This window comes from Nonomuraea sp. NPDC049480 (genome assembly GCF_044465905.1).
Lineage (GTDB): Bacteria > Actinomycetota > Actinomycetes > Streptosporangiales > Streptosporangiaceae > Nonomuraea.
The window spans coordinates 331,092-351,172 of record NZ_JBITMD010000001.1 but is presented as its reverse complement, the minus strand read 5'-3'; the positions used below and the strand labels follow the sequence as shown (position 1 = coordinate 351,172).

General features: G+C 69.3%; 21 protein-coding genes and 2 pseudogenes. 9 read left to right on the top strand and 14 right to left on the bottom strand.

Annotated features, from left to right (window positions below; all coding sequences use genetic code 11):
* Positions 1-4: 4 nt before the first annotated feature.
* Positions 5-505 carry a thiol peroxidase gene (tpx, locus tag ACIBX3_RS01665; RefSeq protein WP_397111974.1) on the top strand — a complete coding sequence of 167 codons (501 nt, stop codon included), beginning with the start codon at positions 5-7 and terminating at the stop codon, positions 503-505.
* Here tpx and ACIBX3_RS01660 read toward each other — a convergent pair.
* Positions 498-1,508 (bottom strand): FUSC family protein, encoded by a 1,011-nt coding sequence (locus ACIBX3_RS01660; RefSeq protein WP_397111972.1) that lies wholly within the window; start codon positions 1,506-1,508, stop codon positions 498-500. The genes tpx and ACIBX3_RS01660 overlap by 8 nt on opposite strands.
* 110 nt (positions 1,509-1,618) lie before the next feature.
* Between ACIBX3_RS01660 and ACIBX3_RS01655 the strand changes: the two genes are divergently transcribed.
* Entirely contained in the window at positions 1,619-2,083 is a 465-nt protein-coding gene (locus ACIBX3_RS01655; protein WP_397111970.1) for a MarR family winged helix-turn-helix transcriptional regulator, read from the top strand.
* 57 nt (positions 2,084-2,140) lie between these two features.
* Positions 2,141-2,287: a hypothetical protein gene (locus ACIBX3_RS01650; protein ID WP_397111968.1), complete on the top strand. Its 147-nt coding sequence runs from the start codon at positions 2,141-2,143 to the stop codon at positions 2,285-2,287.
* A 9-nt stretch (positions 2,288-2,296) separates the two neighbouring features.
* On the opposite strand, the gene ACIBX3_RS01645 is transcribed toward ACIBX3_RS01650, so the two are convergent.
* The 4 genes from ACIBX3_RS01645 to ACIBX3_RS01630 all read right to left on the bottom strand — a co-directional run bounded on the left by ACIBX3_RS01645 (position 2,297) and on the right by ACIBX3_RS01630 (position 5,276).
* Complete coding sequence (locus tag ACIBX3_RS01645) at positions 2,297-2,857, bottom strand: DUF3307 domain-containing protein (RefSeq protein ID WP_397111967.1); 561 nt, start codon at positions 2,855-2,857, stop codon at positions 2,297-2,299.
* 272 nt (positions 2,858-3,129) lie between these two features.
* The gene (locus tag ACIBX3_RS01640) at positions 3,130-3,786 is read right to left on the bottom strand and encodes a DivIVA domain-containing protein (protein WP_397111965.1); all 657 of its coding nucleotides are present in this window, start codon (positions 3,784-3,786) and stop codon (positions 3,130-3,132) included.
* Positions 3,783-4,904, bottom strand: a complete 1,122-nt coding sequence (locus ACIBX3_RS01635; RefSeq protein ID WP_397111963.1) for a globin domain-containing protein — start codon at positions 4,902-4,904, stop codon at positions 3,783-3,785. The genes ACIBX3_RS01640 and ACIBX3_RS01635 overlap by 4 nt, the downstream gene beginning before the upstream one ends.
* Positions 4,905-5,276 (bottom strand): group 1 truncated hemoglobin, encoded by a 372-nt coding sequence (locus tag ACIBX3_RS01630; RefSeq protein WP_397111961.1) that lies wholly within the window; start codon positions 5,274-5,276, stop codon positions 4,905-4,907.
* Positions 5,277-5,819: 543 nt separating this feature from the next.
* Between ACIBX3_RS01630 and ACIBX3_RS01625 the strand changes: the two genes are divergently transcribed.
* Positions 5,820-6,569, top strand: a complete 750-nt coding sequence (locus tag ACIBX3_RS01625) for a helical backbone metal receptor (RefSeq protein ID WP_397111959.1) — start codon at positions 5,820-5,822, stop codon at positions 6,567-6,569.
* A 4-nt stretch (positions 6,570-6,573) separates the two neighbouring features.
* Here the strand turns inward: ACIBX3_RS01625 and ACIBX3_RS01620 are convergent, their stop codons facing one another.
* The 5 genes from ACIBX3_RS01620 to ACIBX3_RS01600 form a co-directional block, all read right to left on the bottom strand.
* Positions 6,574-7,728, bottom strand: a complete 1,155-nt coding sequence (locus ACIBX3_RS01620) for an ROK family transcriptional regulator (RefSeq protein ID WP_397111957.1) — start codon at positions 7,726-7,728, stop codon at positions 6,574-6,576.
* 3 nt (positions 7,729-7,731) lie between these two features.
* The gene (locus ACIBX3_RS01615) at positions 7,732-8,577 is read right to left on the bottom strand and encodes a carbohydrate ABC transporter permease (protein WP_397111955.1); all 846 of its coding nucleotides are present in this window, start codon (positions 8,575-8,577) and stop codon (positions 7,732-7,734) included.
* The gene (locus ACIBX3_RS01610; protein ID WP_397111953.1) at positions 8,570-9,478 is read right to left on the bottom strand and encodes a carbohydrate ABC transporter permease; all 909 of its coding nucleotides are present in this window, start codon (positions 9,476-9,478) and stop codon (positions 8,570-8,572) included. Before ACIBX3_RS01610 ends, ACIBX3_RS01615 begins: the two co-directional genes overlap by 8 nt.
* Before the next feature lie 100 nt (positions 9,479-9,578).
* Entirely contained in the window at positions 9,579-10,952 is a 1,374-nt protein-coding gene (locus ACIBX3_RS01605; protein WP_397111951.1) for an ABC transporter substrate-binding protein, read from the bottom strand.
* A 32-nt stretch (positions 10,953-10,984) separates the two neighbouring features.
* The gene (locus tag ACIBX3_RS01600; protein ID WP_397111949.1) at positions 10,985-11,872 is read right to left on the bottom strand and encodes a sugar phosphate isomerase/epimerase family protein; all 888 of its coding nucleotides are present in this window, start codon (positions 11,870-11,872) and stop codon (positions 10,985-10,987) included.
* 152 nt (positions 11,873-12,024) lie between these two features.
* Here ACIBX3_RS01600 and ACIBX3_RS01595 point away from each other — a divergent pair, with 152 nt between their 5' ends.
* From ACIBX3_RS01595 to ACIBX3_RS01585, 3 genes and pseudogenes are all read left to right on the top strand, one after another.
* Positions 12,025-13,014: a zinc-binding alcohol dehydrogenase gene (locus ACIBX3_RS01595; protein WP_397111947.1), complete on the top strand. Its 990-nt coding sequence runs from the start codon at positions 12,025-12,027 to the stop codon at positions 13,012-13,014.
* Positions 13,015-13,019: 5 nt separating this feature from the next.
* Entirely contained in the window at positions 13,020-13,805 is a 786-nt protein-coding gene (locus ACIBX3_RS01590; RefSeq protein ID WP_397111945.1) for a sugar phosphate isomerase/epimerase family protein, read from the top strand.
* Positions 13,736-14,980 (top strand): annotated as a pseudogene (locus tag ACIBX3_RS01585) (MGH1-like glycoside hydrolase domain-containing protein); the annotation flags it as partial. The gene ACIBX3_RS01590 and the pseudogene ACIBX3_RS01585, both read left to right, overlap by 70 nt.
* 9 nt (positions 14,981-14,989) lie before the next feature.
* Here the strand turns inward: ACIBX3_RS01585 and ACIBX3_RS01580 are convergent.
* From ACIBX3_RS01580 to ACIBX3_RS01570, 3 genes and pseudogenes are all read right to left on the bottom strand, one after another.
* The gene (locus ACIBX3_RS01580) at positions 14,990-16,093 is read right to left on the bottom strand and encodes a zinc-binding alcohol dehydrogenase (RefSeq protein WP_397111943.1); all 1,104 of its coding nucleotides are present in this window, start codon (positions 16,091-16,093) and stop codon (positions 14,990-14,992) included.
* Entirely contained in the window at positions 16,086-16,676 is a 591-nt protein-coding gene (locus tag ACIBX3_RS01575; RefSeq protein WP_397113355.1) for a Gfo/Idh/MocA family oxidoreductase, read from the bottom strand. The genes ACIBX3_RS01580 and ACIBX3_RS01575 overlap by 8 nt, the downstream gene beginning before the upstream one ends.
* 3 nt (positions 16,677-16,679) lie before the next feature.
* A pseudogene (locus tag ACIBX3_RS01570) lies at positions 16,680-17,027 on the bottom strand (Gfo/Idh/MocA family protein); the annotation flags it as partial.
* A gap of 108 nt (positions 17,028-17,135) precedes the next feature.
* On the opposite strand from ACIBX3_RS01570, the gene ACIBX3_RS01565 reads away from it, so the two are divergent.
* Both ACIBX3_RS01565 and ACIBX3_RS01560 read left to right on the top strand, forming a co-directional pair.
* A complete protein-coding gene (locus ACIBX3_RS01565) occupies positions 17,136-18,110 on the top strand; it encodes a glucosyl-3-phosphoglycerate synthase (RefSeq protein WP_397111941.1) in 975 nt (324 codons plus the stop codon).
* On the top strand, positions 18,107-19,237 hold the full coding sequence (locus ACIBX3_RS01560) for a glycosyltransferase (RefSeq protein WP_397111939.1): 1,131 nt from the start codon (positions 18,107-18,109) through the stop codon (positions 19,235-19,237). Before ACIBX3_RS01565 ends, ACIBX3_RS01560 begins: the two co-directional genes overlap by 4 nt.
* Here the strand turns inward: ACIBX3_RS01560 and ACIBX3_RS01555 are convergent.
* Positions 19,234-20,028: a universal stress protein gene (locus ACIBX3_RS01555; protein ID WP_397111937.1), complete on the bottom strand. Its 795-nt coding sequence runs from the start codon at positions 20,026-20,028 to the stop codon at positions 19,234-19,236. The two genes, ACIBX3_RS01560 and ACIBX3_RS01555, sit on opposite strands and share 4 nt — an antisense overlap.
* Positions 20,029-20,081: the final 53 nt, after the last annotated feature.

Here is a 20,081-nt window from a genome sequence, read left to right as displayed (position 1 = left end):
TTTCATGTCCGACGTCACCTTCAAGGGCAACCCCATCACCGTGGGCGGCACCTTCCCGAAGCCCGGCGACAACGCGCCCGCGTTCCGCCTGGTGGGCGGCGATCTGTCCGAGCGCTCGCTGGACGACTTCGGCCAGGCGACCAAGGTGCTCAACATCTTCCCGAGCGTCGACACCGGCGTCTGCGCCGCCTCCGTGCGCCGCTTCAACCAGGTCGCCACCGAACTTCCCGGCGTCGAGGTCCTGTGCGTCTCCGCCGACCTGCCGTTCGCGCAGAAGCGGTTCTGCGGCGCCGAAGGGCTCGACAACGTGACCATGCTGTCGCTCATGCGCGGCCGCGAGTTCCTGACCGACTACGGCGTGGCGCAGGAGTCCGGGCCGCTGGCCGGGCTGACCGCGCGGGCGGTGGTCGTGCTCGACGGGGACAACAAGGTGATCTACTCCGAACTGGTGCCGGAGATCGCCCAGGAGCCGGACTACGAGAGCGCGATCAACGCCCTCAAGTAACCTCACCGGCCTTGGCGGGGTCACCGTCCGTTGCGCGGGCGGTGGCCTGATGGCGAACCCAGGGAAGGTAGCCGAGCCCGAGGGCCAGGGCACAACCGATGACGGTGTCGGCCAGCCGGTAGCCGATCGTGGCGGCCGACACGCCCTGGCCGCCGTCCATGAGCAGCAGTACGAGCGGCGTCATCACGGTCGCGTACATGGTGTCGTGACGGTCCTTGAGCAGTGGACGCAGCGCGCTGAGCACGCCCACGAGCAGGACGAACAGCCACGACGGCGGCGCCCACAGCAGCACCGCGGACCCGACGAGCACACCCGCGCCGGTACCCGCGGCTCGTTCGAGCGGGCGGCGTAGCGCGTTGTCGAGCCGGGGCCTGATGACGATCACCACGGTGAGGGCGATCCATGAGGACGTGGGCTGCGGCCACAGCAGGCCGATGGCCCCGGCGGCGGCGAGGCAGCAGGTGAGGCGGGCGGGGTAGTGCCATCGGCGCAGCGCGCCCCGCCATCGGCGTAACGCTTCACGTCGGCTGATGGCCGGAAGAGGAGTCCCGGTCTCCTCACGGGTGAGGAGCAGCGCGAGCAGCAGCCCCCAGAACGCTCCCGCGGCGTACGACAGCGCGACACCGACGGGATCGGCGTCCGTGCTCAGACCGATGGTGATGACCAGGACGGTGATGAATCGGATCGCGTGCTCCGCCATGGGCCGGCTCACCCCGGCGGGGATCGCCGCGACGGCGGCGATCAGCACTACGGCCAGCGCCGTGATCCAGCCCCGTCCCGTGATGGCGGCGCCCACGAGCCCGGCAACGGCGATGATCGCCGTCGTACAGGCGCCCCGGGCCAGGCGCGCACGTGTGCCGCCCGTCATCGAAACGCCGCTCATGGCGAGCGCACCCAGTGCGGCCAGCATGCCGAATCCAGACCACCCGGAGACGACACCCCAGGCGACAGGACCGCCGAGGCCCAGCCCTGCGACGGCCATGCGGCGCAGCTCGATCGGCACGCGACCACCTTCTTCGGTGACGACCCTAGCATTTCCTACGCTCTGCTTACTAGTTTCGGGGACGAAGGGACGAAAAACAGGGAAATTTAGTAAGTGGTAACGTAATAATCATGGACGACGAAGAGCTGCGGGCGACCGCCGTTTCGCTGCGGCGCGCCGCTGTCGGGCTGGCCAGGCGGTTGCGTGACGAGCGGCCCACGCACGCCCCGGGGCCGCTCGGCCTCTCCTTGCTCGGCCACCTGTACCGGCATGGGGAGATGACCGCCGGCGAACTGGCGGCTGCAGAGCACCTGCAGCCTCAGTCGGTGACTCGCGTGCTCGCCGCGCTGGAGAAGCGCGAGCTGATCCGCCGTTCGCGGGACTCCGGCGATCGCAGGCGGCACCACATCGTCCTCACGGAGGCGGGCAGGGCGATGCTCGTCGAGCGGGTCAGGGAGTCCGACCTGTGGCTGGCGGAGGCGATGTCCCGCTCGCTGACGCCGGCGGAGTGCCGGATTTTGAGCGTGGCGGCCGACCTGATCGACCAGCTCTTCGACGCGCCCACGCCCACCGGTAGAGGTCGGGCAGCGGGATGACGCCCGCGGTTGCGATCGGGGCCGGAGATCGGGATCACGCGTCTGAGAAGGCGTCGGATGCTGGAGGGGCATGCGGAGCTGCGCCGGATCCGCGGCGCGTGGGAGGCGCTGCACGGGCTGGCTTCGGAAGGCCGTCAATCGGGCTCACACGACGGCATCGAGCGGATTGAGGCCATCGCGGCACCTCCAACCACCTGGTGCTGAACGGAATCGTCAGCCATGGGCCGGGCCCGCGGCCCGAGCAGACGCGGCGGCGGCCAACCGGCGCTCCGCCGTCAAGGCGGCCCCCACCAGGACGACAGCGCCGATCACCACCGCGATCAAGCCCGCGACTCCGGTGACCACCGCGGCCAGGACCGCGGCGACCAGCAGTGCGCCGACGTGCAGGGACTGATCGATCAGGTACGGTCCCTCCGGCCAGTCCTGGCAACGCTTGGCCCTGATCAGCCGACGCACAATCCAACGGCGGTCGATCACCGCGTGGGTACTCGCCGACACGACCAGCGCGACCACGATGCCGGTGAGATTCAGCGGCGCCGCCAGACAGGCTAACGCCAGAGCGGCCGCCTGAGTGGCGGTATAGCTGCCGACGTGACGTAGGCAGGCGCCCCAGCCGGTCCATGGCGACACGTTCGCGGCCAACTGCTCTGGGTCCGGGGCCCCCTTCGCGACCGCGGTACTGTCGCTCTGCACCACATGGTCGCCGAGTTGGTGCCCGGCATAGAGAGCGGCGAACGTGACGGCGGCAATCGCTGCCGTGGCGGCATTCGACATCGGTGACTCCTCCCGTACGCGGTCCGCCGAAGTCAAACACACCCCGAAGCCTGAAACCTCATCATCTGACGGGAACAGCCGTGTCCACGTATAGAGTCGCCCGCTCGACGTCCTCGGCTTCCATCGTGCCGTCCGGGTGGCCAGGTCGCCGAGCCGTGACGAGCAGACGGCCACGACGACACCGGCCGCGCTCGAACCGCGCCCAGCCGTGCTGAGCACCATGCCGCGGGTGGCCGGCTACCGAGCTTGTCACCTGGAGTGATACCCCTGCTCTAGTCCTGGCCCGGCTCGGAGTAGGCGACGGTGCGTGCCGGGCGCGTATCCGGCAGACTGCCCAGCTTGTTGACCTCGTTCGCCAGTCCTTCGAGAACCGCGCGCAACTGGACCTGCGTGACCTCCGCGAAGGTGCGCAGGTAGGCGATGCGGCGTTCCAGTTCCTCCGCTTCGGCCGACTGGACGGCGCCACTGGAGCGATAGACGTTGACCGCCTGGCTGGAGGCCTCCTCCGCCCGCTGCTGTGCCTCCAGAAGGACCTGCTCGTATTGCTGACGGGCTTGAGCCACCAGCCGGCGGGCGTAGTCCTCCGCCTCGGCGATCTGGGCGTCTGCCGTCTGCTGAGCACGGGAGAGGAGGTTGACCGCGTCGACGTTGAGCCTGGCCCTCTGCGTGGCGCCCGGGGCGTTGAGTTCGGCGCCGTGGTCCTTGTACCAGTTCCTCAGGCGGTCGACCTCCGCACGCAGGTCGGCCTTCTCCATGTCGCTGGCCGCCATGTCGTCGGCCATGCGGTACAGGAACGTGCGTACCTCATCTTCGCTGTAGCCGCGGTGCCCGAACTTGGTACGTGAGAAGTCCTTGTTGCGTACCCGGTCCGGCGTAAGTCGCTGGCGGTCGTTCGATGGGCGATGGGCCCATGGCGTGTCTCCCGTCACTGCTCCCTGCCTCCAGCACTGGTGAACTCGTCGAAGCGGATTTGCCCGGAGGGCACGCCGGCGTCCAAGAGTCGTGCGACGGAGCCTTGGACCATCTCTTCGGAACCGCAGACGAAGACATCCTGACCGCGCCATGCCTTCAACGCGACGTCCACCGCATAGCCGTGCTCACCACTGTAGAACGCGTCGTTGGATACGACCGGCACCACGCTCAGCCATGAGTTCTCCGCGTCCAGCTTGGACAGTGCCTCGATGTCGTACAGTTCCCGGGACGTCCGGGCGCCCGCGAACAGGTGGACGTTGCGGCGCTGCCCTTCGTAGGCCACCTGCTCCACGAGCGCCTTGAGGGGGGCCAGGCCCGTGCCGCCGGCGATCAGGAGGAGATCCCTGGGCTGGTTCCCGTCGAGCGTCAGCCGGTCGCCCACCGGCGCGCCCAGCTTCAGGATGTCGCCGCGTTGCGCGCCGTGTGCCAGAGCCGTGCTGACCGTGCCGCCGTCGACCACGCGCACGTGCAGGTCGATCGTGTTGTCGCGGCGCGGCGCGTTGGCGAAGGAGTAGAAACGCCACACTTTCGGCCGCACCGCGGCGGAGACCGACGCGGACTGCCCCGCGCGGAAGGGGTAGGGGTAGTTCAGGCGGGCCCGGATCACGGCGATGCCGGGGGCGCGCACCTCGTGAAGGATGATCTCTCCCTCCCACCAGGGAGGCGACGTCGCCGACGCCTCCTCGGCCGCCTCGGTCATCACCTGCGAGACCAGGCCGTACGCCTGCGTCCAGTCGCGGGCCAGGGCAGGTGTCCAGCGATCGCCGAGGAAATGCTCGAGGGTGGCGAGCAGCGCCTGCCCGACAGCGGGATAGTGCTGCGCGACCACGGAGAACTTGCGGTGGTCGCGGCCGAGTTGCTGGAGAAACGGGACAAGGTCGTCCACTCGGTCGACGTTGCTGACGACGTGCCCCAGCGCGCCGACGAGCCGGTCGCGTTGCGTGGCCATGGACACCGGGAACAGGCCGCGTGTCTCGGGATACATCAGGAATAAGGCTGAGTAGAAGAACAGCGGCACCTGGTCACCCGACTGGGCGACCAGGTGCCAACTGCCCTTCAAAGCTTCCGTGTCCACTTACCCGGCTGCCTCTGCGGGCTGCTCCACGATGGACCCTCGCACCTGGGTCAGGACCGTGACGACGTGCTGCACGACCTCCTCATCGGCACCATGGTCCCGGAGTGTCGCGACGAGCACGCCGCCGACCTTCTCATAGTGCTCCCCGGTGATGCCCATGCCGCGGTGCGCATCGGCCAGGTCCCGCCCTTCGTACACTTCCGGGCCGCCGAGGACGGAGCACAGCAGCATGACCATGTGCCGCTTGAGCCTCGCCAGGTCGACGCCGTCGAAATACGGCTTGAGGTCGGGATCGTCCAGCGCAACCGCGTAGAAGTGGTCGACCACTTCGCGGACCGTCGGGGCGCCGACTTTCTCGTAGTACGAGGCCATGGGGACTGCGAAACCTCCTAATCGAACAGATTTTCATGTGTGTTTACAGAGAGTAAATTTTCGGTTCCCTGCTGAGTGCCCACGACGGCGTGGAGGTCGGCGGCGGGCGGGCCGGTGGCCCCGGGAATCTCGTCTACCTGCGCTGACGCCTCTCAAGGGGGCGCGGAACCCTCCGTCACCGTTTCCGCCACCGCGGCCAACGCCGTGCGCGATGCGAACGCCATTCATGCCCCATAGAGCGGATCCTGTGCAGGCCATATCTGTACTGGCCCTTTACCCTTCAGGTTTTCCCAGTACGTGAAGATGTCTCAGGAACACTAAGGGGAGATCAACTCGCTCGCAACCCGTTCCGTGCCGACAATGCCCCCGTTTTCGGACAGCCATTCCGCCTTTAGTGGGCTATTCCCCTCGGAGCAACCGATACCTCCAGCAGGCTGACCTGCGCTCCAGGAGGGCGAGCGTGGCATGATGCGGCGAGACGCCCGAAAGGAGGAAGCGCGGATTCCCTGAGCATCGGGAGCCAAGAGGCTCCGCGCGAACCTGATGGACGACATCGGCGTGCCCGTGGCGGTTCCGGACACCGTGCGGCGGATCGTCTCCCTGGTGCCGTCGCTGACCGAGTCGGTGGCGGCGACCGTGCCGGAGGCGCTGGTGGGGGCGACCGACTGGTGCTCGCACCCGGCCGACCTGGACGTGGCCAGGGTCAGGGGCACCAAGAACCCCGACCTGGAGACGATCAAGAAGCTCAAGCCCGACGTCGTGCTGGCCAACTTCGAGGAGAACCGCCCGGCCGACCTCGAGGCCCTGCGCGCGGCCGGTCTCGCGGTCTGGGTCACGAAGATCGAGACCGTGGAGGAGGCGTTCACGTCCCTGGACACGATGTTCAGGCACGCCTGCCGCACCACCCGCCCGGCCTGGCTGGACGCGGCCGAGGCCGCCTGGCGGGTCCCCGCGCCCGCCGGCAGGCGGACGGCGGTCATCCCGATCTGGCGCCGCCCGTGGATGGTCGTCGGCCGCGACACCTTCACCGGCGACGTGCTCAGGCGCCTCGGCGTCGACAACCTGTACGCGGGCCACGCCGAGCGCTACCCCAAGATCCCGCTCCCCGAGCTGGTGGAGCGGCGTCCCGGCCTCGTGGTCCTGCCCGACGAGCCCTACGCCTTCAGCGAGACCGACGGCCCCGAGTGCTTCCCCGGCCTCACCTGCGCCCTGGTCAGCGGCCGCCTGCTCACCTGGTACGGCCCGTCGCTCGCCGAGGCTCCGGCCGTCCTGCGACGCGCCCTCGGCGGCTGAGCGCTCAGTTCACGGCCTGGGACGCGGCCAACGCGGCGTCCACGGCGGCGGGGGAGAGCACGTGCTCCATGACGATCACCGCCATGCCCACGATCCCCGCCCGGTCGCCCAGCGAGGAGGTGACGATCTCCAGATTCCGGGTCGTGTACGGCAGGCTGCGCCGGTAGACGAGCTCCCTGATCCCGGTCAGGTAGTGCTCCCTGGTCTCCGCCATGTCCCCGGCCAGCACCAGCACGCCCGGGTTGAGCAGGCTGACCGCGGTGGCCAGCACGACGCCCAGCGTGCGGCCGGCCTCCTGGGTACGGGCGATGGCCGTGGGATCGCCGGCCTGGACGAGCCGGACCACGTCGCGGCTTGACTCCTGGCCCAGGTCGGTGGCGAGGGCGTGGCCGCTGGCCAGCGAGGCCACGCAGCCGCGCGAGCCGCAGGTGCACACGCGGTCGTCGCTCTCGCGGATGCGTACGTGCCCGATGTTCCCCGCGGCCTCCTCGACACCGCGATAGATCTGGCCGTCGAGGATGATGCCGGTGCCGATCCCGGTCGACACCTTGATGAGGATCAGCGAATCGGTCTGCCGCCAGGACGACCACCACTCACCCAGGGCCATCGCGTTGGCGTCGTTCTCGACCAGGATCGGCACGTCGAACGACGCCCCCATGGCCTCGCCCACCGGGTGGTCGTCCCACCCGGGCATGAGGAACGACCTGATCACCCTCCCGGTGGTGTGATCCACTGAGCCCGGCAGGTCCAGACCGACGCCGCACACCTCGCTCGCGGGCCGCCCGAGCCGGTCCAGCATCCGCTGGAACGCCTGCCGCACCCACGACAGCACGGCATCGGGCCCGCGGTCGATGCGCATCTCGGCGCGCTCCTCGGCCAGCGGCCGGGCGGCCAGGTCGGTGAGCGCCGCCCTGACGTGGGTGGCGCCCAGGTCGGCGACCAGCATCAGGCGCTTGGTCGCGTCCACGTCGAGCACCGAGGGCGGTCGCCCGCCCCCGGAGGCGCCGACGCCGGACTCGTGGATGTATCCGGCGTCGATGAGCCGGTCGACCCGGTCGGTGATCGTCGACCGGGACAGGCCGGTGTACTCGATGAGTTCCTTACGCGTACGGCAGGTGCCATGGCGGATGAGCTGGAGGATCTGCCCTGCCGTCAGCATGCGCTATCCCTTCTCCGCTCCCGCTGTCAGCCCTTCGGTCAGCAGCCGCTCGCTGGCGAAGAACACGATCACGATCGGCAGCGTGAGCACCACCGACCCCGCCATCAGGACCGTCGTCGGGATCTCTATGCTTCCCGCGAGCTGCGACAGCCCGAGGGAAACGGTCCAGCTCTCCCGCCGCTCCACGAGGAAGAGCAGGGCGAACAGGAACTCGTTCCACGCGATCATGAAGGCGTAGAGTCCGGTGGCCATCAGCGCGGGCTTGGACAGTGGCAGCACCACCCGCCAGATGGTCGACAGTCTTGAGCACCCGTCGATCGCGGCCGCTTCCTCCACGCTCTGCGGCACGGTCTCGAAGTAGTTGCGGAGCATGTATACCGTGACAGGCACGGTTTGCGCGATATACACGAGGATCAGTCCGATCAGCGACCCCCGCAGCCCGAGCATCGTGAAGAGCACGAACAGCGGGATGGCCAGCACGATCGCCGGGAACAGGTACACGGCAAGGAACAGGAAGTGCACCTGCCGCCGCCCGAAGAAGCGCAGCCGCGCCACCGCGTACGCGCCCGGGATCGAGATCAGCAGCGTGAACGCCACCGACGCGACCGCGATGATCGCGCTGTTCCCCATGAACGTCAGGAAGCCCTGCCGGGTCAGGACGTTCGCGTAGGTGTCGAGGGTGAAGCTGCTCGGCCAGAGCGAGCCCGGCTCCAGGATGAGCTCCTGGATGTCGCGGACCGACAGCATCACCATGTAGAAGAACGGGAACGCGGTGACCAGGAAGAGCACCAGGATCACCACGGGCTTCAGAACCCGGAACAGCCCGCGCTCGAACCTATCTCTACTCACGTTCACCCCCGCCGAAGAAGCGCAGGTAGATGGCCAGGAACACGACCAGCACGACCGCCAGGACGATCGCCTGCGCGGCCGAGGCGCCGATGTCGTCGCGAGCGGTCAGGAAGTTGAAGACCCGCACGCTGACCACCTCGGTGCCGGCGCCGCCGCCGGTCAGCAGGTAGACGTCGTCGAACTTGGTGAACGTGAACACGAACCGCAGCACCGACAGCAACGCGATGATCCGCCACAGCTGCGGCATGATCACGTACCGGAAGCGCTGGGTCGGCGTGGCGCCGTCCACCACCGCGGCCTCGTCGAGCTCCGCGGGCAGCGCCTGCAGCCGCGCCAGGATGAACAGGAACGCGAACGGGAAATACCGCCACGCCTCGAACGCGATCACCGTCAGCAGCGCCACCGGCACCTGGATGCCCAGGAACTCGCCCCTGGCCTGGGTGAGGAACGCGATCGGCTCGTCCAGCCAGGTGTTGACGATGCCGTACTGGGGGTTGAGCATCGTCTCCCACAGGAACGCCACGGCCACGACCGGCGCCACGTACGGAACCAGGATCGAGGCCCTGACGAGCGTCCGCCCGGCGAACCTGTCCCGTAGCGCCAGCGCCGCCACGAGCCCGATCGCGATCGACAGGGCCGTCCCTGCCACGGTGTAGACGAGCGTGTTGACCATCGACGACCAGAAGCCCGGCTCGGAGATCACGTAGGTGAAGTTCTCCAGCGTGTAGTTGCCGAAGATCCCGGTCCGCCGGATGTTGATCAGTCGCGCGTCCTGGAACGCCAGCATGATCGCCCACAGCAGCGGCACCACCACCACGACCAGCGTGATGATCAGTGTGGGCGAGATCAGCACGAGCCCGGCGCGCCCCTCCTGCTGCCGCAAGGTCCTAGGCGTGCTCATAACGTGCCGCCGCCTTTCCCCGTCCCTCCGGTGACACCCCTTCTCGAAAAGAGGGGAGGCTCTCCCGGGAGGGAAGCCCGACGCGCCCGCTCGGGCCCGGTCACTGCCGGATCCCGCGTTTGATCGTCTCCACGTCGGTCTTGGCCTGGGCGGCGGCGGCCTGCGGGGTGAGCGACCCGTCGACGACCCCGCTCAGCGCCTTGGGCACCGGCAGCTCGCCCATCGTGGCGCCGACCAGCTTGCCCTGCCCCTGCGGGATACCCCAGCGGGCGAACGTGTCAGGACTCTTGCGCAGCGCAGTCAGCACGTCGGCCGGGTAGATCTCGGACAAGGGCTTCTTGGAGTCGACGCCGGCGGGCAGCTTGTCCCACTGCTCGGCGAAGCTCGTGCGCGTGGGGAACTTGCCCTCGGGCGCCATCCCGACCCAGCGCTCGTAGCCTTCGTTCATCAGGTACGTGACGAACTTGGCGGCCGGATCCTTGGCCGCGTCACGGGTGATCACCCACGAGACGATCTCGCCGAACTGCGCGGGCGCGCTCCCGTCGGGCCCCTTCAGCGCCGTGACCACGCCGGTGTTCTTGGCCAGCCACTCGGGGTCCTCGCGGCACTGCGCACAGCTCGGCAGCGCGTCCTTCCGCAGTCCCGCCATCTCGTCCAGGATGAACGACGACCAGATCATCATGGCCGCCTTGCCCGAGAAGTAGGTGGCCCTGGTGGTGTCGACGTCCTGCTTGCCCTTGACCGAGTAGTTCTTGGCGAGGTTCGCGTAGAACTCGAAGGCTCGCTGGCATTGCGGTGAGTCAAGGGCGACATTTCCGGAATTGTCGACCAGCTGGCATCCGTTCGCCTGCGCCACGTGCTCGAAGCTCTGCGCGGTGAACGAGTCCTTCGGCGCGATCGCCAGCGTGATGCCCGCGACCCCGCCCGTGTTGAGCTTCTGGGCGGCCGCCTGCAGGGCCTCGTACGTGTCCGGCGGCTGCAGCCCGGCCTTGTCGAACAGATCCTTGCGGTAGAGGATCAGCTGCGCCCACCCGTCGCTGGGCACCGCGAGCAGCTTGCCGTCCGAGGTGCTGAGCTCCAGGGCGCGAGGGGAGAAGGAGGACCTGCCGAGCTGGTCGACGACCTTGCCCGGCGTCTCGGTGTCGAGCAGCTCGTTGGCCTCCAGTTCGCGTACGGACGCCAGCGGCAGCGCGCCGATCACGTCCGGCAGGTCGCCCGCCGCGGCGGCGGCCGTCACGGCCTGGCTGAACTGGTCCTCGGCCATGCCGACCAGCTCCACCTGGATCCCGGTCTTCTGGGTGAACTCCGCGACGATCCGCTTCTGCACGGCCATCCGGTCCTCGAGGTTCTCCTCGGTCCACACCGTGATCTTGTTGGCTGAGCTTTGCTGCTCGCCGCCGTCGTCGCCGCAGGCCGTCAGTGTGGCGGCCGTCAGCAGCGCGACGGAGAGGACGGCGGTTACCTTCTTCGGCATTGCACGCTCCTCTGATTGGGGATATGCCGCCCTTACCCCGGGATCAGATGACGCAACGTGCGGTAGGCGATACCGAGACCGGTCTGTACTCTGTCCGTGCTGCCGCTCCACACGGGGTCCTCGTGCTCCACGGAGACCACCCCGTCGTAGCCGCCCTCGTAGAGCGTGTCGATCACCCGGGTCCAGTCGATCAGGCCGAGGCCGGGCACGCGGAAGCGGTACCAGCCCTTCTCGCCGGTGATCGGGCCGTAGAAGCCGTACCTGTCGAGCTGCCCCGGCAGGAACTCGGTGTCCTTCGCCTGGACGTGCGCGATGTCGGCGACGTACGGCCGCATCGCGGCGACCGGGTCGATCCCCAGCGCCACCAGGTGCGACGGGTCGTAGTTGAGCTTGAGCCCGATCGCGAACATCCACTCCCACAGCTCGGGGGAGTAGGCGAGGTTGCCCGGGTACCCGTCGGGGTGCCAGCTCTTCATCACGCAGTTCTCGATGACGATCTCGACGTCGCGCTGCCTGGCGTACTCCACCAGCGGGCCGAAGACGTCGGTGGCGCGTTCCAGGTTGTCGCGCACCGACCGGCCGGGGTCGCGGCCCACGAACGTGCCGACCGTGGGGCAGCCGAGCGCGGCGGCGGCGTCCACGCAGCGCCGGACGTGGGCGTTCACCTGCGGTCCGTGCTCGGGATGGAGGTTGTTCTCGTAGTACGCGATCGAGGAAAGGGTTAGTCCGGTTTTGGTGAAGATCCTCCGGATTCGATCGTATTCGGAGTCTTCGAAACGATCTACCTTAATGTGACTTCGGCCATCGGAGGACGGCCAGCCGGCCACCTCCAGGGCCTCGAAGCCCTGGTTAACAGCCCAGTGCGCAATGTCGGTAAGGTCGCTTTCCACAAGACACGCGGTCAGAAACCCCAATTTCATCAGCAGCCTCCTGCAGAAGTCGTAGACTTAAGAGTGTTACGGGCGCATCTATCGTGTGCAAACAAGCACTAAATCTTTGTCTTTTGATTGATCATTAAGCGTAAGTGTGGGGAATGCGCGTCATCACTTTTGAGGAGCCAGGCCATGTCCGCGTGGGCCTGGAATCTCCCGCCGAACTCGTGCCGGGCTCCGTCCGGATTAGAACGCTCTACTCTGGCGTCTCAGCCGGCACCGAGCTCACCGCCTACCGCGGAACCAACCCTTACCTCAGCCGCAAGTGGGACACCGAGCGCCGGCTCTTCGTCGACGGTCACACGCATGCCTACCCACTGTCCGGCTGGGGATACCAGGAGGTCGGCGAGGTGGTGGAGGCGGCCCCGGACGTCGCGGATCCCCCCGTCGGGAGCCTCGTGTGGGGCATCTGGGGCCACCGAGCCGAGGCCGTCGTCCCGGCGGAGAAGCTGGTCGGCCACGTGCTGCCGACCGGCGTCGACCCGCTGACCGGCGTCTTCGCCCGCGTCGGCGCCATCGCGCTCAACGCCGTCCACGCCGCCGACGTGCACCTGGGCGACCAGGTCGCGGTCTTCGGCCAGGGTGTCATCGGGCTGCTCGCCACCCGCCTCGCCGTGCTCAGCGGCGCCCGGGTGGTCGCCGCCGACGGCGTGCCCGACCGGCTCGAGCTCGCCAGGAGGTTCGGCGCGGCCGAGACGTTCGACATCGGCTCGGGGTCGGTCGCCGAGTTCATGCGCAAGCGCATCGAGGGCGCCGACACCGTCATCGAGCTGAGCGGCAGCCACCTCGGGCTGCACGAGGCGATCAGGACCGTGCGCAAGGGCGGGCGGGTCGTGGCGGCCGGCTTCTACCAGGGCGACGGCATCGGGCTGCGGCTGGGCGAGGAGTTCCACCACAACCAGGTCCAGCTCGTCTCCTCCCAGATCGGCGGCGTCGCCTCGTGGCTGGCCCACCGGTGGGACGTCGAGCGGCTGCAGCGCACGTTCATGGAGCTCGTGCACCGGAGCGAGGTGGACGTCGCCGAGCTCATCACCCACGTGGTCCCCGTCGAGCGGGCCGCGGAGGCCTTCGACCTGCTCGACAAGCATCAGTCCGAAGTGCTCCAGCTCGTCTTCCGATTCGAGGAGTAGAAACAGTGAAGCTCGCCGTACAGGAGCAGCTTCTGCCGGGCCGCACGCTGCAGGAGAAGTTCGCCTTCGCGCTCGATGCCGGGTTCGACGCCATCGAGCTGCGCGGGAAGGGGGACTTCCACTTCGCGGGGCGGCTCACCGAGCTCAAGCGCGCCCTGGCCGACGGCGTCGTCATGCCGACGGTCTGCGTGGACATGCCGCACTTCATCGGCGACTTCGACCCCGCCAAGCGCAAGGACGCGATCCAGCAGCTCAGGTCCCAGCTCACGGTGATCGGCGAGCTGGGCGGCATCGGGGTCATGACCCCGGCCTCGTGGGGGCAGTTCTCCCGCCGGCTGCCGCCGTTCGAGCCGCCGCGCAGCCCCGAGGAGGACCGCGAGGTGCTGGCCGAGGCACTGGGCATCCTGGGCGAGCACGCGCAGCGCAACGGCGTGCTGATCATGCTGGAGCCGCTCAACCGGTACGAGAACCACATGGTCAACACGCTCGCCGAGGCAGTCTCCTACTGCGCCATGGACTCGATCAGGGTCGTCGGCGACACGTACCACATGAACATCGAGGAGGACGACCCCTGCCGCGCGCTGGCCGAGGCCGCCCCCTACCTCGCGCACATGCAGATCAGCGAGTCCAACAGGAACCAGCCGGGCACCGGCCACCTCGACTGGGGCGCGCAGCTGGCCACGCTGGACGCCTACGGCTACGACGGCTACCTCGCGCTCGAATGCCGCCTGCGCGGCGAGCCCGAGATCGTCCTCCCCCAAACCGCGGCCTTCATCAGGAAGTTCGTATGATCCTTCGCGACGCCGTGCGCGTCCTGGTGGCGAACTGGGACGGCAGTCACACGGTCCCCTCCCGTCGTCTCTACCCTCATCAATGGAGCTGGGACTCGGCCTTCATCGCGATCGGCCACGCCCGCTGGGCCCCCAGAAGGGCCAGGGCGGAGCTGCTCAGCCTGTTCGGCGCGCAGTGGGCCGACGGCCGGGTGCCGCACATCGTGTTCAACCCGAAGGTGCCGGACGGGGCGTACTTCCCCGGCCCCGACTTCTGGCAGACCCGCGCGCCGTCCGGGACCATGACCTCCGGCATCATCCAGCCGCCGGTCCACGCGCTGGCCGCGTGGAAGACGCACCTTGCCGAGCCCGACCCGGCGTTCCTGCGCCGGATCTACCCGCGGCTCGTGGCCCAGCAGGAGTTCCTGCGCACGGCCCGGCGGTCCCCCGAGGGCCTGATCTCGATCGTGCATCCCTGGGAGTCGGGCATGGACAACAGCCCGGCCTGGGACGTGCCGCTCCAGGCCGTGCGGGACCGGCCGGTCGGCTTCGTCCGCAGGGACCTCGACTCCGTCAGCGCCGACGAGCGGCCCACCAACCGCGACTACGAGCGCTACGTGGCCCTCGCCCGGGCCTACCGCGACTCCGGCTACCGCCGGCCTGGCGCGTTCCACATCGAGGACCCGCTGTTCAACGCCGCGTACGGCATGGCCGAGTCGACCCTTGCCGATATCGCGGAGGTGTGCGGCCTCGACCCCGAGCCGCACGAGCGCGAGGCGGCGGCCGTCACCTCGGCCATGGTCGAGCACCTCTACGACGGCGGCCTCTTCCAGTCGCGCGACGTCAACACCGGCCACCTGATCCACTCCGCCAGCGCGGCCGGGCTCACGCCGCTCCTGCTGCCCGGCCTGCCGGCCGAGATCGCCGACACGCTGATCGCGACCGCGCTGGACCGGTTCGCGCTGAAGGACGGCGTGCTGCCGAGCTTCTCGCCGTCCGCGCCGGAGTTCGACCCGGTCCGCTACTGGCGGGGCCCGAGCTGGATCAACCTCAGCTGGCTGGTCTGGCAGGGGCTCAAGGAGCGCCGCCCCGACCTGGCGGGCCCGCTCGCCGACGGCATGATCAACGCGGTGGGGCAGTCCGGCTTCCGCGAGTACTTCGACCCGTTCACGCTGCGGGGTCACGGCTGCTCGGACTTCAGCTGGTCAGCCGCCCTCCTTCTCGACGTCGCCGCGGAACACGGCCTGGATCGTCTGACGCCGCCGGTCCGCGAGCTCGGTGAGGAAGAGGGGAGCGTCGGCGAACGCGACGACGTCAGTGACCAGGTGGTCGCGTAGCCGCTCGCCGTACTCGCTGAGCAGGGAGATCGTCTCGTACGACAGCCGCTCCCTGTCCCATGCGTGCGCCAGGCCGCGCGGCACTCTGCCGATCTGGGCGCAGCGCACGGTCAGCCCGTTGTGGTGGAACTCCTCGCCGAGTCGCACCTCTTGGGCGCCGTCCGTGTAGAAGGCCAGGTCGACCAGGGTGCCCTGGGGCCGCAGCAGCCGCAGCCCGAGCGCCAGCGCCCTGGGCCGGCCGCGGCACTGGAACACCAGGTCGGCGCCGCGGTCGTTCGGGCCGTGCCGCCAGCGGCGCTTCAGTGCGACCGCGGGGTCGTCGCCGGCGTCCATGACGTTCACGCCGAGCGCCTCGGCGACCGCGAGCCTGGCCGGGGTCTCGTCCACCACGACGACCTCGGCCGCGCCTCCCGACCTGGCGAAGCAGGCGGTCAGCAGCCCGACGACGCCCGCGCCCACGACCACGACCCTCCGGCCGCGTACGCCGTCGCCGAGTCGCTGGACGGCGGGCCCGTGCAGGTCGTGGGCCGCGTGCAGCAGGCCGTTGGCGCAGATCGGGCCCATGTGGGCGACGTAGATGCCGAGCAGCGGGTCGAGGCCGCCGGGCAGCTCGACGAACCGGTCCTCCATGGGGTCGGCCACGTACGCCGTGCGGTGCCCGTAGCACATCGCCACCGGCGTGCCCTCGCGCACGGCGCGCGTACGAGTCTCCACCACCCGGCCGACCTGCATGTATCCCACGCCGCGCACCGGATACTCGACCGAGGGCGTGCCGTCCGCGAACAACCCGAGCGCCTGATCCCAGGTCGAGGTCAGGTAGGGGTTGGTGCCCTTGACGTAGGTCAGCTCGGTGCCGGCCGAGACGCCGCTGTACAGGGTCGCCACCATGAAGCCGCCGTCCGGCACGTCCGGCAGCTTCTCCTCGACCAGCGCCACCCGCCCAGGCGCCTCGATCGTCAAAACTTTATTCATCCAGCATCACCGGTCTCCGTTCTGTCGCGGAGCGCGCGAGCGCCAGCGCCAGGCGGTGGGTCCGCAGAGCCTCACCGTACGGCGCCCGCACGTCCGCGTCCTTACCCTGGACGGCGTCGATGAACTCCCGGTCCACCCGCGTCTTGGCCCGGCCGTCGTCCTCGATCACGCGCTCGCCGTCGACCAGCAGCCGCGTCTCGCTCAGCTCCAGCGCGATGCCGTCGGCGCAGACCTCCAGCCCCACCCGGTGCTTGCGGGTGAGCAGGCAGGAAGTGGCCAGCAGCCCCGCCGCGCCGCCGGCGAAGCGCAGGACCGCCGCCGTGGCCCGGTCCACCTCGCCGTCGACCGTGTTCTCCTCGGGCACGGCGTGGACCATGGCCACCTCGCCCACCAGCATCCGCGCCAGGTCCAGCACGTGGACGGCCTGCTCGAGGATCTGGCCGCCGGACATGCTGCGCTTGAGCCACCAGGCGACCGGGGGGACCTTGTCGAGCCAGTGGCCGAGCGCGAGGCGTACCGGGCGGCCGTCGAGCAGGCCCCGGGCGCGCTCGACGATGTCGAGGTAGCGCCAGTGGTGACCCACCGCGGAAGGCAGGGATCTCCGCTCGATTTCGGACGCAATCTTTTCCGCGGTTGGGAGGTCCAGTGACAGCGGCTTTTCCACAAATATGGGGAGATCACACGACAGGACATCGTGCTCCGGGTTACCGTGCGCGAAAGGAGGCACACACACGTAAACCGCATCCAGACCGCCGGCACCGAGCAGGTCCGCATGTCCGCCAAAGGCGGGGCAACCATGCCGGGAGGCCAGGGCCTTGGCTTTGTGGGAGTCTGTGTCGGCGATCCCAGCAATCGTGACATCGGGGAACGCGGACAGGACGTCTGCATGGCGGGCGGCGACATTTCCGGCACCTATGATGCCGACACGGGTCATTGGGGACACATCACGGCATATGCCACGTCTAGGCGTGAGCAAACAACAGGTTCGTAAGGGCTCATTCCGGGCAGAAGTCGTGACCTCACTGAGATCGGGGCTTACTGCATGGAGACAGATCTGCGAGCCTTGGCCAAGGTCCAGGAGTGGTACGGCACGCACTCGAGCGCAGCAGCCGAGTGGCCGGTCGACGCCTTAATGCTGGCCAAGGGAACCACCACGGTGAGCGTTGTCCTGCCCGCCCGCGACGAAGAGCGCACAGTGGGCGACATCGTCACCGTCATCCGCCGTGACCTCGTCGAGCGGACGCCGCTCGTCGACGAGATCGTCGTCGTGGACTCCAACTCCACCGACGAGACCGCCGAACGGGCCCGCGAGGCGGGCGCCCGCGTGGTGGCACAGAACGAGGTGCTCCCGCACCTGCCCGCGCTGACGGGCAAGGGCGAAGCGCTGTGGAAGGGATTGGCCGCCTCCGGCGGCGACATCGTCGTGTTCGTGGACGCCGACCTCCGGAGTTTCGGCGCGCACTACATATCCGGCCTGGTGGGACCCCTGTTGGCGGACGCCGGCACCCACTTCGTCAAGGCCACCTACGAGCGGCCGTACATCGGGGCCGACGGCGCCGTCCAGCGAGGCGGCGGCGGGCGCGTCACCGAACTGGTGGCCAGGCCGCTGATCAACATGTTCTGGCCGGAGCTGGCCGGATTCGCCCAGCCGCTCGGCGGCGAGTACGCCGCCCGCCGCGCGGTGCTGGAACAGGTGCCGTTCGTCACCGAGTACGGCGTGGAGTTCGGGCTCCTCGTCGACCTGCTCCAGCTCGTCGGGCTGGACGCGATGGCCCAGGTCGACCTGGGCAACCGCACGCACACCCACCAGTCGATGACCGCGCTCGGCCGGATGGCCGGGCAGATCATGCTCACCGCCTGGTCCCGCCTTGAGCGCCAGGGGCGCGTCATGGCGTCGGAGTCCCCCGCGCACACGCTGTTGCAGTTCGGGCTCGACGGGCAGGCGGATCTGGTCGACGTGGCCGTGGCGGAGCGACCTCCGCTCGCCTCGCTCCTGATGGAGGAGGATGTGGCATGAAAGTCCTGGTGAACGCGGGGCCGTGGCTCACGGTTCCGCCCCCTGGCTACGGCGGGATCGAGAACGTGGTGGCCACGCTCGTGCCCGCGCTGCGCGAGCGCGGCGTACACGTAATCTTGGCCGCCGCGGGGTCCAGCACGCTGGAAGTGGACGAGATGATCAGCGTCTACGACGAGGGGCAGTTCACGGAGCTGCAGAAGCCGTACAACCAGGTCATGGGGATCGCGCACGCGCACCAAGCGCGGGTGGTCGCCGAGCTGCGCTCCCGCGACGACATCGACCTCGTGCACGACCACCTGGAGGTGGTCGGGCCCGCGGTGCTGTCCGCGTTCGGCGGCCAGATGAATCGCCCGCCCGTCCTGCACACCCTTCACTGGGACCTGCGTAAACATCCGGACTTCTACGGCGCGTTCCCGTCGTCGATCGCGGTCAACGGCGTCTCGGAGTCGCAGCTCGCCCGCGCCCCGGACGCCCTGCGCGCGGCCTCGCTCGGCGCGATCCACCTGGCCACCCCGCTCGCGGACCGCGACCTGCGGGTCGCGCGGGAGGAGCATTTCGTGGTCATGGGGCGGATCTGCCAGCTCAAGGGCCAGCACGTGGCGGCCCGGCTGTGCCAGAAGCTCGGGCTGCCGCTGGTGCTGGCCGGGCCCGTCAGCGGCCGGAACACGCCGGCCGAGCTGGACCTCGTGGCCCAGAACCCGTACCACCCGCTGCACGGCCACCCCGACGTCCGCTACCACCTCGACCAGGTCTCCCGCTATCTGGACGGCGAGCTGGTCAGGTGGGTCGGCGCCCTGGGCGGGACGGCCAGAGACCACCTGTACGCCACGGCCCGGGCCGCGCTCTTCCCCATCCAATGGGACGAACCCGGCGGCACCGCCGTCGTCGAGGCGCTGGCGCTCGGGGTGCCGCCGGTGGGGCTGCGGCGCGGCTGCCTGCCGGAGATCATCGACCACGGCCGCACCGGCTTCCTGGCGGACAGCGAGGAGGAGCTGGCGGAGTGGGTCCTGCGGGTGGACGAGATCGACCCCGAGGAGTGCCGAGCCGAGGCCCGCCGCCGCTTCTCACCGTCGGTGATGGCGGAGCGCTACCTGGAGCTGTACGAGACGGTCGTCCGGGGCCGCTAGGAGAAGCCCCGGGGCAGCACGGTGACGGGGCAGGGGGAGGCCCGCAGCATCTTCATGGACACCTCGCCGAGGAAGACCCGGTGCGGCTGGGCGTCCTCGCTGGCCGCGCAGACCAGCAGCTCGCCGGGCAACCACTCCACTTTCGCCATCGCGGCGGTCACGTCGTGGCCCTCGGCCACCTCCGACTCCGCCTCGATCCCCGTGGTCTCCCAGGCCAGCCGCACGGCCAGCGCGAGATCGTCCCGGAGCTTGACCCGGTCGTCGGTACGCAGGTCGAACGTGATCAGCCGGAGCGGCACGCCCAGCCGCAGCGCCGCCTGCGCCACCCGCTCGACCGCCGCGTCGCACTGCGGCCGGTGCACGTAGGCCAGCGTGAGCCGGTCCGGGCCGTCGGCCGGGATGTAGTGGGCAGGCGTCACCAGCACCGCCTCCGACGACAAGTGGAGGAGGTGGTTGGAGGTGGAGCCGATCGCGATGCGGCCGTGCTGCCTGCCGTCCGACGAGCCGACCACGATCAGGTCGGCCCTGATCCTGCTGGCCAGCACCGACAGGCCGCGGCCGGCGCCCCGGCTCTCGTACGTGATGTACTCGGCCGGCGCCGGCCCCAGCTCCTCGGCCGCGTCCGCCAGGTTGGCCTGCGCCTCGACCGCCAGCCCGGGGCTGCCCGGCGGGTAGATCGTCGCCACCGTCAGCTCGCCGCCGGTGACCCGCGTGATCGCGGCGCCGAGGGCCAGCGCATCGCGCCCGCCCGGGTCGGTGGTGTAGCCGACGATCACGTGCTCTCCGATCACGACTGCCCTCTTACCCGCTCTGAACTGGGAATACGCGGCCTTGATCCGAACGT

Bases quoted from the DNA above. Each gene is read 5' to 3' on its own strand.
- ACIBX3_RS01605 (WP_397111951.1), bottom strand. From the start codon at position 10,952: ATGCCGAAGAAGGTAACCGCCGTCCTCTCCGTCGCGCTGCTGACGGCC.
- ACIBX3_RS01630 (WP_397111961.1), bottom strand. From the start codon at position 5,276: ATGGCCTCGTACTACGAGAAAGTCGGCGCCCCGACGGTCCGCGAAGTG.
- ACIBX3_RS01580 (WP_397111943.1), bottom strand. From the start codon at position 16,093: ATGAATAAAGTTTTGACGATCGAGGCGCCTGGGCGGGTGGCGCTGGTC.
- ACIBX3_RS01625 (WP_397111959.1), top strand. From the start codon at position 5,820: ATGGACGACATCGGCGTGCCCGTGGCGGTTCCGGACACCGTGCGGCGG.
- tpx (WP_397111974.1), top strand. From the start codon at position 5: ATGTCCGACGTCACCTTCAAGGGCAACCCCATCACCGTGGGCGGCACC.
- ACIBX3_RS01600 (WP_397111949.1), bottom strand. From the start codon at position 11,872: ATGAAATTGGGGTTTCTGACCGCGTGTCTTGTGGAAAGCGACCTTACC.
- ACIBX3_RS01565 (WP_397111941.1), top strand. From the start codon at position 17,136: ATGGAGACAGATCTGCGAGCCTTGGCCAAGGTCCAGGAGTGGTACGGC.
- ACIBX3_RS01560 (WP_397111939.1), top strand. From the start codon at position 18,107: ATGAAAGTCCTGGTGAACGCGGGGCCGTGGCTCACGGTTCCGCCCCCT.
- ACIBX3_RS01655 (WP_397111970.1), top strand. From the start codon at position 1,619: ATGGACGACGAAGAGCTGCGGGCGACCGCCGTTTCGCTGCGGCGCGCC.
- ACIBX3_RS01610 (WP_397111953.1), bottom strand. From the start codon at position 9,478: ATGAGCACGCCTAGGACCTTGCGGCAGCAGGAGGGGCGCGCCGGGCTC.
- ACIBX3_RS01650 (WP_397111968.1), top strand. From the start codon at position 2,141: ATGCTGGAGGGGCATGCGGAGCTGCGCCGGATCCGCGGCGCGTGGGAG.
- ACIBX3_RS01620 (WP_397111957.1), bottom strand. From the start codon at position 7,728: ATGCTGACGGCAGGGCAGATCCTCCAGCTCATCCGCCATGGCACCTGC.
- ACIBX3_RS01645 (WP_397111967.1), bottom strand. From the start codon at position 2,857: ATGTCGAATGCCGCCACGGCAGCGATTGCCGCCGTCACGTTCGCCGCT.